At 67.5% G+C, this 14,501-nt stretch carries 13 protein-coding genes and 1 tRNA gene; 5 read left to right on the top strand and 9 right to left on the bottom strand.

All coding sequences use genetic code 11. The annotated features are described in order from the left end of the window. Nucleotides 1-32: 32 nt before the first annotated feature. The 3 genes from QX132_RS11040 to QX132_RS11030 form a co-directional block, all read right to left on the bottom strand. Nucleotides 33-839 (bottom strand): enoyl-CoA hydratase/isomerase family protein, encoded by an 807-nt coding sequence (locus QX132_RS11040; RefSeq protein ID WP_315775671.1) that lies wholly within the window; start codon nt 837-839, stop codon nt 33-35. Nucleotides 840-916: 77 nt separating this feature from the next. Beyond that, entirely contained in the window at nt 917-2,074 is a 1,158-nt protein-coding gene (locus QX132_RS11035; RefSeq protein WP_315775670.1) for an acyl-CoA dehydrogenase family protein, read from the bottom strand. Between the two features lie 19 nt (nt 2,075-2,093). After that, nucleotides 2,094-3,158, bottom strand: a complete 1,065-nt coding sequence (locus tag QX132_RS11030; RefSeq protein ID WP_315775669.1) for an acyl-CoA dehydrogenase family protein — start codon at nt 3,156-3,158, stop codon at nt 2,094-2,096. Nucleotides 3,159-3,391: 233 nt separating this feature from the next. Here QX132_RS11030 and QX132_RS11025 point away from each other — a divergent pair, with 233 nt between their 5' ends. Further along, nucleotides 3,392-4,171 (top strand): SDR family oxidoreductase, encoded by a 780-nt coding sequence (locus tag QX132_RS11025; protein WP_315775668.1) that lies wholly within the window; start codon nt 3,392-3,394, stop codon nt 4,169-4,171. A 55-nt stretch (nt 4,172-4,226) separates the two neighbouring features. Here QX132_RS11025 and QX132_RS11020 read toward each other — a convergent pair whose 3' ends face one another. From QX132_RS11020 to QX132_RS11010, 3 genes are all read right to left on the bottom strand, one after another. Next, a complete protein-coding gene (locus QX132_RS11020; protein WP_315735131.1) occupies nt 4,227-4,493 on the bottom strand; it encodes a GlsB/YeaQ/YmgE family stress response membrane protein in 267 nt (88 codons plus the stop codon). Between the two features lie 34 nt (nt 4,494-4,527). After that, on the bottom strand, nt 4,528-5,124 hold the full coding sequence (locus QX132_RS11015; RefSeq protein ID WP_315775667.1) for a YidB family protein: 597 nt from the start codon (nt 5,122-5,124) through the stop codon (nt 4,528-4,530). Between the two features lie 104 nt (nt 5,125-5,228). Then, a complete protein-coding gene (locus tag QX132_RS11010; RefSeq protein WP_315735127.1) occupies nt 5,229-5,945 on the bottom strand; it encodes a hypothetical protein in 717 nt (238 codons plus the stop codon). A gap of 355 nt (nt 5,946-6,300) precedes the next feature. Between QX132_RS11010 and QX132_RS11005 the strand changes: the two genes are divergently transcribed. Then, nucleotides 6,301-8,472: an FAD-dependent oxidoreductase gene (locus tag QX132_RS11005; protein WP_316161351.1), complete on the top strand. Its 2,172-nt coding sequence runs from the start codon at nt 6,301-6,303 to the stop codon at nt 8,470-8,472. On the opposite strand, the gene QX132_RS11000 is transcribed toward QX132_RS11005, so the two are convergent. Genes QX132_RS11000 through QX132_RS10990 form a run of 3 tightly spaced genes read right to left on the bottom strand, consistent with a single transcriptional unit; the run spans nt 8,460 to nt 10,965 of the window. Further along, a complete protein-coding gene (locus tag QX132_RS11000; protein ID WP_316161153.1) occupies nt 8,460-9,404 on the bottom strand; it encodes a M28 family peptidase in 945 nt (314 codons plus the stop codon). The genes QX132_RS11005 and QX132_RS11000 overlap by 13 nt on opposite strands. 23 nt (nt 9,405-9,427) lie before the next feature. After that, nucleotides 9,428-10,045, bottom strand: coding sequence for a fused MFS/spermidine synthase (locus tag QX132_RS10995; RefSeq protein WP_315735121.1), 618 nt, complete (start codon nt 10,043-10,045; stop codon nt 9,428-9,430). After that, a complete protein-coding gene (locus QX132_RS10990) occupies nt 10,042-10,965 on the bottom strand; it encodes a fused MFS/spermidine synthase (protein ID WP_316161152.1) in 924 nt (307 codons plus the stop codon). Before QX132_RS10990 ends, QX132_RS10995 begins: the two co-directional genes overlap by 4 nt. Nucleotides 10,966-11,354: 389 nt before the next feature. Between QX132_RS10990 and QX132_RS10985 the strand changes: the two genes are divergently transcribed. The 3 genes from QX132_RS10985 (at nt 11,355) to QX132_RS10975 (ending at nt 14,499) form a co-directional block, all read left to right on the top strand. Further along, nucleotides 11,355-11,431 (top strand) — tRNA-Arg (locus QX132_RS10985). A gap of 187 nt (nt 11,432-11,618) precedes the next feature. Then, entirely contained in the window at nt 11,619-12,311 is a 693-nt protein-coding gene (locus tag QX132_RS10980) for a flavin reductase family protein (RefSeq protein WP_316161150.1), read from the top strand. An 82-nt stretch (nt 12,312-12,393) separates the two neighbouring features. Next, complete coding sequence (locus QX132_RS10975) at nt 12,394-14,499, top strand: tetratricopeptide repeat protein (RefSeq protein WP_316161148.1); 2,106 nt, start codon at nt 12,394-12,396, stop codon at nt 14,497-14,499. Nucleotides 14,500-14,501 lie beyond the last annotated feature (2 nt).

Raw genomic sequence — 14,501 nt, 5'->3', positions numbered from 1 at the left:
CGGCCATGACGACGTTGGAAGCTCGAGGCTCGTCACCGCCCCTTGAAGTTCGCGAAGCGCCGCTCCTCCGTTGCCTTGACGCCTTCCTTGAAATCCTCGGTCGCGCGCAGCCGGGTCTGTTCGGCGAGCTCGTGCTCGGTTGCTGCCATCACACGGTCGGCGAGGCTGGCGCGCATCGTCGCGCGGGTCGACAGCAGGCCGAGCGGCGAGCATTCGGCGATCTCGGCGGCGAGCTTCATCGCTGCTGTCCGCACCTGGTCCTGCGGCACGCATTCATTGGCGAGCCCCATCTTCAGCGCCTCTTCGCCGGTGACACGGCGGCTGGTGTAGAACATCAGCTCGGCGTTGTTCTTGCCGATCAGCTCGGGCAGCGTCACCGTCAGCCCGAAGCCGGGATGGAAGCCGAGCTTGGTGAAATTGGCGGAGAAGCGCGCTTCCGGACAGGTGACGCGGAAGTCGGCCGAGACGGCGAGGCCGAGCCCGCCACCGATGGCGGCGCCGTGCACGGCGGCGACGACCGGTTTCCTGCAGCGGAAAATCCGCACGGCCTGCATGTAGAGATGGTTGATCGCCCCGAGGCTGTCGGCCGGATCGCCTTTTGCGCCGGCCGCTTCCTGCGCCTGGCGTGCCGGATCGGTGAAGTTGGCGCCGGCGCAGAACGCCTTGCCCTGCGCCGCCAGCACCGAAGCGCGGATCTCGATGTCGCGGTCGAAGCCTTCGAGCGCGTCGGCGATCTGGTTGATCAGCGAAATGTCGAAGAAGTTGAGCGGCGGCCGGCGAATCTCGATCAGGCCGACATGGCCGTGGATCTCGACCCCGATGTCAGGAAAGTGGGTCATGGTTGTGGTCTCCGATTCTGCTTTCCGAGCGTCATTGCCAGCGCTATCAGTTCGCGACCGCCGGAATGCTGTCTGCCTCACCTCAGTCCCAGCCCGCGGGCGATGATGCCGCGCAGCACCTCGGTGGTGCCGCCCTGGATCGTCAGCTTCGGCGCGGTCTGCATCGCAAATGTCAGCTGGTTCTCCAAGGTCTCGCGATTTCCTGCGTTCTCCTCAACGAAGGCGGCGAGGTCGCGGACGCGGTGCGGCAGCTGCTGCTCCCATACCGTGCCGACGTCCTTGACGATCGAGGCCTCGACCACCGGCTCCTTGCCGGCCTGCAGCATGCCGGCCACCGACACCGACATCCGCCGCATCGCATGCAGCTGCGCTACCAGCCGGCCGATGCCCTCGGCGCTGCGCGTGTCCGGATCGGGACCGACCGCGCGCACCAGCTCGGTCAGCACGTAATAGGTTTCGAGGAAACGCTCCGGCCCCGAGCGCTCATAGGCGAGCTCGGAGGTGGCCTGCTTCCAGGCGCCGTCGATCTCGCCGAGCTGATGATCGTCCGGCACGAAGGCGTCGGTGAAGACGACCTCGTTGAACTCCTTCTGCCCGGTGATCTGGCCAATCGGATTCACCTTGATGCCGGGCGATTTCATGTTCACCAGGAACTGCGTCAAGCCATGACGCCTGTTCTCCTTGGTCGACGGCGAGGTGCGGAAGATCGCGATCATGTAATCGGCCATGTGCGCCGACGTCGTCCAGATCTTCGAGCCGTTGATTAGCCAACCGCCCTCGGTCTTCGTCGCGCGCGTCTTGGCGGCGAACAGGTCGGATCCCGAGTTCGGCTCGCTCATGCCGATCGCGAAGCACAGCTCGCCGCGGCAGATGCGCGGCAGGATGTCCATCTTGATATGCTCGGGTGCGTAGCGCAGCAGGATCGGGCCGCTCTGCCGGTCGGCGACGAAGAAGCGCCTGACGGGCGCGTTGGCGACGCGCATCTCCTCGGTCACGACGTAGCGCTCCAGGAACGAGCGCTCGTGGCCGCCATATTGCTTCGGCCAGGTCATGCCGATCCAGCCGCGCGCGCCGACGCGGGCTGCAAACTCGCGCGCGTCGGCATCCTCGCGCTTGGGCTGGTATGGGTTGAAAGTGCCGGCCGCGATCTCGTCAGCGAGGAAGGCGCGCACCTCCTTGCGCAGCTCCTCGCATTCCCTCGGCAGCCGGATCGGATCGAAACGAAGTGCGCTCATGCAACAATCCTCTTCGTGGTCAGCGCGAGGCGACCAGCGGCCACAGCTCATCGGCGCCGCGCGCAGCGACGCGCCTGCCGAGCTCGACGGCCCAATGACTCTCGGAGCCGAAATCGTCGCGCCAGGCGAGCGCGCGCAGCGAGAAGCGATGCAGGATGTGCTCGGTGGTGAAGCCGATCGCGCCGTGGACCTGATGCGCGATCGCCGCGCCCTTCTCGGCGGCCTCGGCGCAGCGGATCTTGGCCGCGGCGGCTTCGAGAAACACCGCCTCGTCGAATGCGGTGGCCCGCGCGATCACATCCGCGGCCGATGTCGCGGCCGCGCTCGCGGCGGCGCTCTCACCGGCCAGCCGTGCCAGGTTGTGCTGCACCGCCTGGAATTTGCCGATCGGCTTCTCGAAGGCCACGCGCTCACCCGCATAGTTCACGCTGATCGCGAGCAGCCGATCCAGCGCGCCGGCGATCTGCAGTCCGCGGGCGACGCCGCCCATCAGCATCAAGGTCGTGGCGTCGAAGCCCGCCGGTGCCGCTCGGCATGCCAGCGGCGTAATCTTGTCGAACGTCACCGTGTCGCTGGGATCGTTGGCGAGGTTGAGGCCCGCCTCGATGCGCAGGCGCGCGGTCTCGACCAGCGCGATCGACACGCCGTCTCCGCCGTGGGCAAGCACGGCAACATGCTGCGCCGTCCTGGCGAACGGCACGCCGCGGGCGCGGCCGGACAATGTGCCGTCGGTGTCGAGCGTGATCCGGTCTCTCGGATGAGCCGGCGCGATCGTCATGGCGCCGCCGGGCGAGGCAATGCCGCCTTGCTGCAGCAGCCAGCCCGCGAGCAGCGTCTCGGCCAGCGGCACCGCAATCGCAAAACGGCCGGCGGCATTGATGATCTCAAAGCCGTCGGCGAGGTCAGTGCCGGCGCCGCCGAACTCCTCGCCCACCCAGGCGAGCGGCAGGCCGGCCTCGCTCAGCGCCCGCCACAGCGGCGCCGTCCAGCGGCCGTCCTTGTCGTGATTGATCGTCTGCGGGTCGGCGAGATCGGCGAAGATCTTTTCCGCGGTCGCAACGACGATGTTCTCGGCTTCCGCCACAGCGCTCCTCGCCCTCGTTGTCGTCGGTCTCGGCGCGCCATGTCCTGCGCGCGCCGGCGATGTTTTGCCGGCATGATGAGCGCAAGCGACGGTCCTGACAAGCGTAGCCCGCTGCAGGGCCCCGTCCGCTCGCCGCATGGAGGCGAGCGATTTCCGCGCTGCGGAGATTGTGCCGATTTTGCAGATGCAGCGATGTTGGCTAAGAAGAAGCAAAGCAAACAGGGAGGTGCGGAATGGCTGAAGGTCTGTGCGCGATCGTGACGGGTTCGGCGTCCGGTCTCGGAGCCGCGACCGCGTTGCTGCTGGCGAAGGCCGGCATGCGCATCGTCGTGAACTATTCGAACAGCAAGAGTGAGGCCGAGCAGACCGCCGATCTCTGCCGCAAGGAAGGTGCCGAGGTCGTCGTCATCCAAGGCGACGTGTCGCGCGACGAGGATTGCCGCAAGATCGTCGCCGCCGCTGCGGACTGGGGCCGGCTGGATGCGCTCGTCAACAATGCCGGCACCACCAAGCACGTACCGCACGATCAGCTCGACGGTCTTTCGGCCGAGGATTTCCAACGCATCTTCGCGGTCAACACCATCGGCCCCTTCCAGATGGTGCGCGCCGCGCGGCCGCTGCTCGAAGCGGCGGCCAAGGCGACGGCGCGTGCGTCCGCGGTCGTCAACGTCTCGTCGGTGGCCGGCATCAGCGGCGTCGGCTCGTCGGTCGCCTACGCCGCCAGCAAGGGCGCGCTCAACACGATGACGCTGTCGCTGGCTCGCGCCCTGGCACCCGCGATCCGCGTCAACACCGTCTGCCCCGGCTATATCGATACGCCCTGGTTCACCAAGGGCCGCGGCGAGGCCGGCGCCAAGCAGGTGCGCGATGCCGTGGTGGCGCGGGTGCCGCTGCGCGCGGCTTCATCCGCTGAGGATATCGCGCAGCTCGTGGCGTTCCTGGCGAGTCCGGCGTCAGGCCACATGACCGGCGAGGTCGTGCGCATGGATGCGGGGATGCATCTGTTGGGGTGAAATGGTCATGGCGAGCGGCCGCTGTGGTCGCTCGCAATGACGTGGCGTGAGGCGGTTACCGATTGAAATCGCGGATCGTGCCGCTGGCGACCAGCCTGTTCCAGATGAATAGCACCACGACCGCGCCGAGGGTCGCGGTCACGTAGCCCGCGCCCTGGTCGGGGCCGTAGCGGCCGATGGCCTGCCCGATGGCGGTGGCGAGGAACGCGCCGAGGATTCCGAGCACGATGGTCAGGATGAAGCCGGAGGGATTGTTGGGACCCGGCGATAGAAGCCGCGCCAGGAAGCCGGCGACCAGCCCGACGATCAGAATGTGCAGCATGAGTGTCGTCCTTCCCGTCAGCGATCGCGGAGCGTCAGATCCGGCCCGCCAATTCGTGCTCGGTCGGCAGCCGCCCGTCCGGCGTGAGCTGATCGATCACCTTCGGCAGGTACTGGCTCAGCCCGTTCAACAGCTCGTCGCGCGACAGCCCGCTCTGCGCGGTGAGCTGATCGATCTGATCGGCGCCGAGCGCATTGGCGAGATCGCCGGGCGAGATCGGCTTGTTCTCGCCGGGGGAGACCCAGGAGTTCGCGGTGTCGCCATGGCCCTTGTCCTGGAACTGGCGCAGGAGATCGCCGAGCCCGCCCGACAGCACGCTGCCGGCGGCACCGCCCGCCAGCAGGCCGCCCAGGCCGCCGGCGATGATGTTGCCGAGGCCGCCACTCAATCCGCCACCAAGCGCACCGCCGAGCGGTCCACCTTGATTCCCGGTCGGCTGGGGCGGCGGGACCGGCGCTGGCGCCGCGTTCGGCTGCTGCCCATTCTGCGAGAAATGCTTCACCGCTTTCCACGCCAGCAAAGCGAGGATCGCCATCGTCATCGGCGACATGCCGCCGCTCTTCTGCGTGGTCGGATGACTCGGCCCGTTCGGGCCGTTCTGCATGCCGTTGAGGATATCAAGTAGACCCATGACCCTGCCTCCTGCGCCCCACGCCGACAAAACCTATGGGCTTGCACGCGGCGTTACAAGCCGCGTGCAGAATGGTCGCACAGGGGGAACGTGTCGCGCGCGGCTCAGTTCCTGGCTTCGGCCCGTTTCGGCGCCTTGGCCCCGGGCGGCGCGGCCGCGGTCTGGCTCGGGCCGGTGAACATCCGCTTCAGTTCGTCGAGCTTCTCGGACAGGACCGGAAAGTTGCACGAGAACGAATCGCGGCGCCAGCCGTCCTTGGCACATTGCGCCGCCTTGATGCGGGCGCGTGCCTCCACGTTCGACGTCGGCGGTGGCAATCCGCCTTGCGCGGACGAAGCCGGCGGCTTGCTCGGCCGTTGCGGCGGCGGGGCCGGCATGGCCGGCTTCGGCGGCTCGATCGCGGCCCGCGCCGTCATGTCCCGGAGCGAGGGCTGGAGGTCCTGCGTTTGCGGCCGCGACATCATCGCCGAGCTCATGTTGGCGTGGCGCTGGCGCTCGAGGTATTGCGTATACTGCTGGTCGATGAACTTCTGCTCTTCGGCCGTGGGATTGGGACCGGCAATGTCGAAGCTGCGATCCTGCATGAAGTCGTAATAGACATAGCCGCCGCCCGGCTTCCGTCTCCCGGCAAATTTAGCGTTGCACTGCGCCAGCGCCGCCGTCTTCTCCTCCTTGGAGGCCGACTTCTCGGCGGCGTCGGCGCATTCCTCGAAATCCGTCGGGGAGCGGCTCCACCACTCTGCGTGCGCGCGTGGAGGTTGCACGGCGGGCAGGCAGGTGATCGCTGCAAAGATCAGTACTGGCAGGCGGGGTGGGTACACGAACGGCAATCCTCAGCGGCTCCCCGCCTCAGATGACGGGAGATTGTCGCCATTTTGCGGCGAGGTGTGACTCCAATGCTGCGTAATTTGCGACTTTCTTCTTTATTTGCCGTGGTTCCGTGATCTGGTTGCCACAGTCGGGTCGGCATTGACGGCGGTGCCGCTCGTGAATCGCACCTTGCTGTGGCGCCGGAACGATACGCAGCATCTTTCCACCATTTTCATCCCGCCGTAGTTGACGAAACTAATCTTGACGATGGAAAGATTGGTGTTGACGGAACCGGGCGAGCGCACCTATGAATATCTTGACAATGGAAAGATGAACTGCGCCGCGTCCGGCGCCGAGGAGGCTGCCATGAAAGTGTTCCTCACGGTCAAGCTGGCGCTGCTGCCGTTCGTCGTGTTCTGGGCGCTACTGGCCTGGCACCAGCCGGCATGGGCGGTGTGGTCCGCGCTGGGCCTGGCGCTGGCCGCCAACGTCTGGCGAGCCTCCCGGGGCCAGCTCGCGCTGCTGGAACTCAAAAGCCTCGCGCTGTTCGTCGTGCTGGCGATCGCCAACGACGTCGCGCCGAATTGGACGGCCGGCAATGCGCTGTGGCTGTCCTTCGCAGCGCTCGGCCTCATCAGCTTCGCTTCGCTCGCCGTCGGCCGTCCCTGGACAGCGGACTATTCCCGGTCGGCCTATGCCGACAGCGCCGCGACGCCCCAGTTCCACCTGATCAACATGATGATGACCGGGCTCTGGGGCGTCCTGTTCCTCGTGCTCGGCCTGTGCCGCTGGGCCGGCGTCGCCTCCTGGATCACGACGATGATCGTCGTCGGCGGCGCGCTGATCTCGATCTTCGGCCCGCACTTCGCGATTCGCCAGGCCTTGCTGCGCATGCGGGCCGCGCGCGAGGAGTGCCAATGGCCGGCGCCGAGCTTCACCCAAGCGGCCGACACCGAGTGCGACGTCGCGGTGATCGGCGCGGGCATCGGCGGGCTGACGGCGGCAGCCCTGCTCGCGGAGTCCGGGCTGAAGGTGAAGGTGTTCGACCACCACGTCGTGCCCGGCGGCTTCTGCCACACTTATCTGCGCAAGGCCCACCACGACAACAAGCCGGTGCTGTATCGCTTCGATGCCGGGCCGCACGATTTCTCCGGCGTCTGGCCCGGCGGGCCGGTCGACAGCGTGCTGCGCCGGCTCGGCGTCGCCGACCGCATCCAGTGGAAGCGGGTCATCCACTCCTACCGTCTCGCCGGCCGCCGCATCGACGTGCCCGAGGACTGGCGCGCCTATGTCCGACTGCTCTGCGAGATGTTTCCCGCCAGCGCGGATGGGCTGACCCGGCTGTTCGACACCATCCATGCCATCTTCGAGAGCATGTATGCGACGGGGCAGGGCCGCAGCGGCATTCCCGGCATGCCGGCCACATTGGAGGAGATGCTGGCCTTCCCGCGCAAGCATCCGCAGGCGTACCGCTGGATGAACCGCCCGTTTGACGAGCTGGTCGCCGCCCATGTCTCCGATCCCGAGCTGATCGCCTATCTCAATGCGCTGTCGGGCTATCTCGGCGACGGCAGCGAGAAGCTGAGCTGCGCCCAGATGGTCCCGATCTTCGGCTACTATTTCAAGGGCGGCTTTTATCCGGTCGGCGGCTCCGGCCACCTCTCGGACGTGCTGGCCGAGGCCATCACCGCACGCGGCGGCGAGGTGCATCTGAAATCCAAGGTCACGCGCATCCTGGTCGAGGAGGGCCGCGCCGTGGGTGTCGTGCTCGGCAATGGCCGCACGGTTCGCGCGCAGGCGGTGGTCTCGAATGCCGATCTCGGCCGCACCTTGACCGAGCTTCTGAGGCCCGACGATCTGCCCGCCGTCTTTCGTGAGCGTGCCCGCACCCTCGCGCCGGCGACGTCGTGCTTCTCGGTGCATCTCGGCCTCGACATGGTGCCCGACATCGCGCCCACCACGCATCTCGACTCGCCGATGGGGATCGGCCTCGCGGTGATGTCCAAGCTCGATCCGTCGGCGGCGCCTGACGGACATGCGACGATGACGATCATCACCCTCGTTCCTCACGAGCAGGCCAAGGGCTGGTTTCCGGGCGAGGGCGGCGACGACTGGAAGGCGTGGCGGCGCTCGCCGGACTACGAGGCGCGCAAGCAGCAGCTCGGCGATGCCATGGTTGCGGCCGCCGAGACCATCATTCCCGGCCTGGCGCAGCATATCGTCTACCGCACCGACGCCAGCCCCGTGACCTATGCGCGCTACGACCTCGCCAGCGCCGGCGCGATCTATGGCGTGGCCGGGTCGGGACGGCTGAAGGGCGCCAAGGCTCCGCTGCGCAACCTCGTCATCGCCGGCGGCGGCAATGCCGGAGCGGGGGTGGAGGCCGTGGTGATCTCGGGCGCCGAGGCCGCGGAGGCCCTGCTGCCGGGCCTGCTGGCGCGCGTGTCACCTGCCGCGTCGGGGGGCCGTCAGGGAGCAGCCGTCACGGGCGGCGTAAGCGAGCGGCCGGTGCCGGCTGCAGCGCATCAAGGCGTATAGAGGTAGCGCAGCAGGGTGCGGCCGACGGTCTCGAGGCTCTGCGCCGAGCACTGCTCGATCGTATCCTGCGTGGTGTTGAAATACGGCTCGTAGTCGAAGTCGATGACGAGGAAGCTCGGAATCCCGGCCTGCTGCAGCGCCGTGTGGTCGTCGCTGATCGGATACGCCGTGGGCTCCGGCGAGAACGCCTGCGGCGCGATACGGCTGCCGATGCTCCAGAACTTCTTGAGCTCCGGCAGCGCCGAGCCGAGCGACGAGGGCTCCGGCTGCAGCTTGAGATCCTTGTCGCAGACCATGTCGAAATCGACCGCCTTCTCCGGCTTGTGCGCCGGATAATAGGTCTTCAGATTGGCCGCGAAATGCGGCGAGCCCAGCGGACGCCAGGTCGGATCGCCGGCGCCGAGCGATTTCGGCCCCTCCTCGCCGTCGAAGAAGATCATGTCGATGCCGACGTCGGGCTTCGGCGACAGCGACAGCACGCGTGCGGTCTCCAGCAGCAGCGCGACCGCCGAGGCGGAGTTGTTGGCCCCCGGCATCGGTGCGTCCGGCGATTTCGGGTCGCGATAGGCCTTGACGATGCTGTCGTAATGCGTCGCGACGATGATGCGGCGCGGGTTCTGCGCCTGGAAGCGGGCGATGATGTTGGTCAGCGGGATCGTCTTGCCGTCGTCGCCCTTGGCGGTGAAGCTCTGCGTCAGCACCGCGTCCGCCGCGCTCTTGGCCATCGCCGCCTTGATGTAGTCGATCGTTTTCTGATGTCCCGGCTCGCCCATCGAGCGCGGCGTGAATTTCAGCAGGTCCGCGATATGGGCCATCGCGCGCTGCCCGTCCCAGAGCTCGATCTGCGCCTCTGCGGCGCGTGCCGCGGGGGATGCAAACAGCAATGCCGCCATTGCCACCGTAGCGGTCAGGCGAGGCCAGAACTCAGTCATCGAGAAGCTCTTCAAAATGAAAATCAGGACGTCTTCTTGCCGAACGGAATGAACAGGATGCCGGCGCAGACAGCCAGCGCCACCGCGAAATAATAGGTGATCGCGCGCGAGCCGATGGTCGGGATCAGCGCGAAGGTCGTGACCAGCGTGCCGACGACGTTGCCGATGGTCGAGACGCCGTAGACCAGTCCGGCGACGCGGCCGGCCTCGTCGGCCGAGCGCGTCAACAGGCTGACGGCGATCGGCGAGAAGGTGCCGAGCAGGGTCAGCGGCACCAGCAGCAGCGCGGTCGAGGCCATCAGCGTGGCCGCCGGACCGTCGCCGACCGTGTCGAGGATGTCGGCCATGACGATGTCGGCCGTCGCCGGCACGAGCGCCATGTAGGCGGCGGCGATCAGGATCATGGTGCCGATGGTGCGTGTCGTCGGCTGGCGGTCGACGATGGCGCTGCCGGCGAAATAGCCGATCGCGAGCGCGCACAGCACCGTCGAGATCAGGCTGGCCCAGGCGCCGATGCCGCTGCCGAAATACGGGTTGAGATAGCGGCTGCCGAGCATCTCAAAGCCCATCAGCACGCAGCCGACCAGGAACGAGCAGAGATAGATCGCCAGCAGGCCCGAGCGTGACACCGGCGCGCTCACGGCAGCTTCCTGTTGTGGCGCTCGATGCTCTTCAGCGCCTCGACCGGCGCGAAGTCGTCTGTCAGCACCTTGGCGTTCGCATCGATCACCTGGCCGCCGTCGATGTCGATGCGCTTGCGCTGCGCCAGCATCTCGGCAAGCTTGTAGCGGAAGCCGAACTCCTTGTCGCGCTCCTGCGCGATGGCGGCGAGATCCTCGGGCTTCCGCTCGTCGCCGAGATAGCCGACCATGACGATGTTGCCGCCGGCCTCGTAGAAGTCGACCTGCGGGAACACGCTGTGAATGGTCTTGACCGCGGCGTCGAACAGCATGGTCGACGGCTCGACGTTCTGCGCCACCACGCCGCCCTCGGCGAGATGGTCCTTGACGAGCTGGTAGAACTCCTTGGTCAGCAGATGGAACGGCACGAACGGGCCGCGATAGGCATCGATCAGGATGATGTCGTAGCGCTCCTTGGATTCCTGCACGAACAGCCGGCCGTCGCGGTTGGCGACGTGGAAGTTCGGCTCCTCCTTGATGCCAAAATATTTCTTGGCGAGCTCCAGCACGGTCGGATCGAGCTCGACCGAGGTCACCTGCACCATGGGCAGGGAGCGGTGCAGGTACCAGGCGGTGCGGCCACCGCCGAAGCCGATCTCCAGGATCGAGCGGACGTCCTTGGCATACATCACGCTCGCGGTCATGAAGCGGGTATAGTCGACCGGCAGATCGAGCTCGTCGCGGGTGTTGTAGACGCTCTCGGTATAGATGCGCCGGTTGTGACCGAAGGTCATGCTACGGTAGGGCGCCTGCTCGTAGACATAGATGTTGTTGTAGAGCGACTCCTTGGACTCCAGCAGATGGCGGGTATCCTGCGCGCTTGCGGCGGCGACGGAGAGCAGAGCTGCGAGCGCGCCTGAAATGACCGACCGGATGAGCATCGACTTGTCTGTTTCCCTCGGCTGAAATGGGCAGGCGCGCTGGATGAAGCGGATCTCGTCGCGCCGGACGGCTGGCCCGGCCACGTGACGCGCTCAGGCACGACCAATACGGCGATCCCAAGGCTGGGGTCCGGATCGGCGCCGTTCTCTTAGACCATCGGCTGCCTTCCGGATAGTCAAACCACCCCTCCCTACGGGCCTGTGATCGGTAGGCGCCCCGCCTCAACCGGGATCACGCGGCCGCGTTCCCACCGTCTTCCCCTCACAGGACCCGAGCGTCGTTGTGCCACGGCCGGCCGTCCGGTTCAGGCGACGACCGGAGAGGCTTCCGGTCGGTGGCCGGGTCTGCTATGGAGGCGGCGAAGCAGGTGCACTTCGGTGCAGGCTCCGGTCCCGTAGCTCAGCTGGATAGAGCGGCGGTTTCCTAAACCGTAGGTCGCATGTTCGAGTCATGCCGGGATCGCCAACTGCCGCAGCCTTGCGCGCGCAGACCTCTCCAGATCAAGCCCGGCGCACGCGTGATCCGGCCCGTTCGGGAATCGGGTGGAGCGCGTCGTCGCCATTGAGGAACTTCTCCGGGTGAGACGGCGGCCTGAGCCCCGTCCGTGCGGCGCGCAATCGCCGCCGAGATGCATCACCCTGGAGAGCTTTCCATGCATACGACCATCGAGCCGGGCATCCTCTATTTTGGGACGCCGGTCGTCCTCATCAGCACGGTCAATGAGAACGGCGGCTTCAATCTCGCGCCGATGTCGTCGGCGTTCTGGCTCGGCTGGCGCTGCATGCTGGGCCTCGCCGCCGGATCGAAGACGCCGCAGAACATGCGCCGCACCGGCGAGTGCGTGCTGAACCTGCCGTCGGTCGATCTCGTCGCCGCCGTCGATCGCCTGGCGCAGACCACGGGATCGGACCCGGTGCCGGCGATGAAGCAGCGCAAGGGCTATCGCCACGTGTCCGACAAGTTCGCCGCCGCCGGGCTGACCGCAACGGCGTCGGAGACCGTTGCGGCCCCGCGCGTCGCCGAATGCGCGGTCCAGCTCGAAGCGCGCATCGAGTCGGTGCATGGCATCGCCGACGACGACGCGATCCTGAGGGGGCACATCCAGTGCTTCGAGGTGCGGGTGCAGCGGATCCATGTCGACGAGGCCATCCTGATGGACGGCACGCGTGACCGTATCGACCCGGACAAATGGCGGCCGCTGATCATGAGCTTCCAGCAGTTCTATGGCCTGGGCGCGCGCCTTCACGAGTCGCGGCTGGGCACCATTCCGGAGGCGGCCTATCGCACGCCCGACGTCGAGCGCGCCCGCAAGGCGGCCATGCGGATGGAGGTGGCGGCAGGCTGAGCCGGCTCGGCCCCGAGTCTCGCCTGGAATCGCGCTGCCACACGTTCAACTCTGCATCCGAGTGCGAGAGGTTGAGGACATCATGGGGGCTGTTGCCGTCGAGCGGCTGCTGATCGAGGCGGCTGATCACTACAATGCCGGGCGTGCCGGTTCGGCCAAGGCCCTGTGCAGCGACATCCTCCGGGCGGTGCCGGATCATCTGCCGGCGCTGCATCTGTCCGCGATCCTCGCCTTCGCCGATGGCCGCATGGCAGACGGCGCGGAGCTGCTGGCGTGCGTGTTCGCACGCGATCCCAACCATGCGCCGGCCTATGTGACGCTCGGCGACGCGCTGGCGGTGAAAGGTGAGCGCGACGGCGCTGCCGACGCCTTTGCGCGCGCCGCAGCGTTGAGACCGCACGATGCCGCCATCTACAGCAAGCTCGGCAGCGCGCTGCTGGAGCTCGCCCGCTTTACCGAGGCCGAAGCCGCCTATCGCCACGCGCTGGCGCTCGATCCGGCGCTGTTGCGCGCGCGCTGGAATCTCGCGCTCGCCTTCAACCGACAGGGGCGGCGTGCCGAGGCGGAAGCGGCCTATCGCGCGCTGCTCGAGCGCGAGCCGTCCTTTCCCGGTGCATGGCGGGCGCTGGCGCATGTGCTCGCCGACCAGGCCAGATATGACGAGGCCGTGCCCGCCTATCTGCATGCGCTGGCGGCGCAGCCGGCCGATGCTGGCCTCCACCTCGCCCTCGGCGACGTGCTCTACAAGCAGCGCGCCTACGCTGACGCCGCGATCCATTACCGCCGCGCCGGCGATCTTGCGCCGGGCGATGCCAAGGCCGCGCGATTGCTGGGGCACGCGCTGCACGAGGCCGGCCGCCCGGCCGAGGCCGTCGAGGCCTATCGCCGCGCCGCGGCGCTCGATCCCACCGATGTGGTCGTGCTCAGCAATCTCGCCGCCTGCCTGTGCGGGACAGGACAGCTCGACGCCGCCATCGCCGCCTGCGAGCACGCGCTGGCGCTGCAGCCCGATCACGCCCCGGCGCATACCAATCTCGGCATCATCCATGAGCTGCGCGGCGAGATCGATGCTGCCGTCGCGGCGCATCGCCGCGCCGTCGCCGCCGATCCGGCCTATGCCAAGGGCTACGCCAATCTCGCGGTGGCGCTGCGTAATGCCGGCGACATCGACGCCGCGCTGGCGGCCTCGCATCACGCGATTTCGCTCGCGCCCGACAACGCGCTCGCGCGCTACAATCACGCGCATTTCCTGCTGATGTGCGGCGACCTCGTGAACGGCTTCGCCGAGCATCGCTGGGGCCGCGACTGTCCTGATCTCTCCGCGGGCATGCCGCGTTTCGGCGCGCCGGAATGGCAGGGTGAGCCGCTTGAGGGACGCACGTTGCTGCTGTTCGCCGAATACGGCATCGGCGATGCGCTGCAATTCGTGCGCTATGTGGATCGCGTCAAGACGATGGACGGCAATATCGTGCTGCAGGTGCAGCCGGCGATCGCGCCGCTGCTGCGCTGTCTGGAGGGCGTGACCGTGGTGCCGCGCGGCGCGCCGCTGCCGCCATTCGACCTGCAGGCGCCGCTGATGGATCTGCCGCGCATCTTCGGCACCACGCTGGAGACGATTCCGGCCGAGGTGCCTTATCTTGCGGCCGATCCGATCAAGGTGGCCGCGTGGCGCAACGTGCTCGGGCGCGCGCCGTCATTGAAGGTCGGCGTGGTCTGGGCCGGCAATCCCAGGCACAAGGGCGACCGCCAGCGCTCGCTCACCGCGCAGGCGGTGCTGCCGCGGCTGGTGATGCCGGGCGTGCAGCTCTATTCCTTGCAGAAGGAGCCGCGACCGGACGATGCGCTAGGGCTCGCCGAGCTTGGCACCGACGTCATCGATCTCGCGCCGCTGCTGAGCGACTTCGCCGAGACCGCGGCCGCCGTTGCCGCGCTCGACCTCGTCATCTCCGTCGACACGTCGGTGGCGCATCTCGCCGGCGCGCTCGGCCGCCCGGTCTGGGTGCTCTTGCCCTATGCGCTCGACTGGCGCTGGCTGCGCGACCGCGCCGACACCTCGTGGTATCCGACCATGCGGCTGTTCCGCCAGGACAAGCCGATGGCTTGGGACGGTGTGCTGGCGCGGACGGCCGGGGAGCTTGCGCGGCTGGCGGCAGGTGAGCGCGGGCCGTTGTTGCCCGGGCAGGTATGAGG

It is taken from the genome of Bradyrhizobium sp. SZCCHNRI20481 (genome assembly GCF_032485055.1).
Taxonomy (GTDB): domain Bacteria; phylum Pseudomonadota; class Alphaproteobacteria; order Rhizobiales; family Xanthobacteraceae; genus Bradyrhizobium.
The sequence above is the reverse complement of the archived record's forward strand: the minus strand, read 5'-3'. Positions and strand labels throughout refer to the sequence as shown.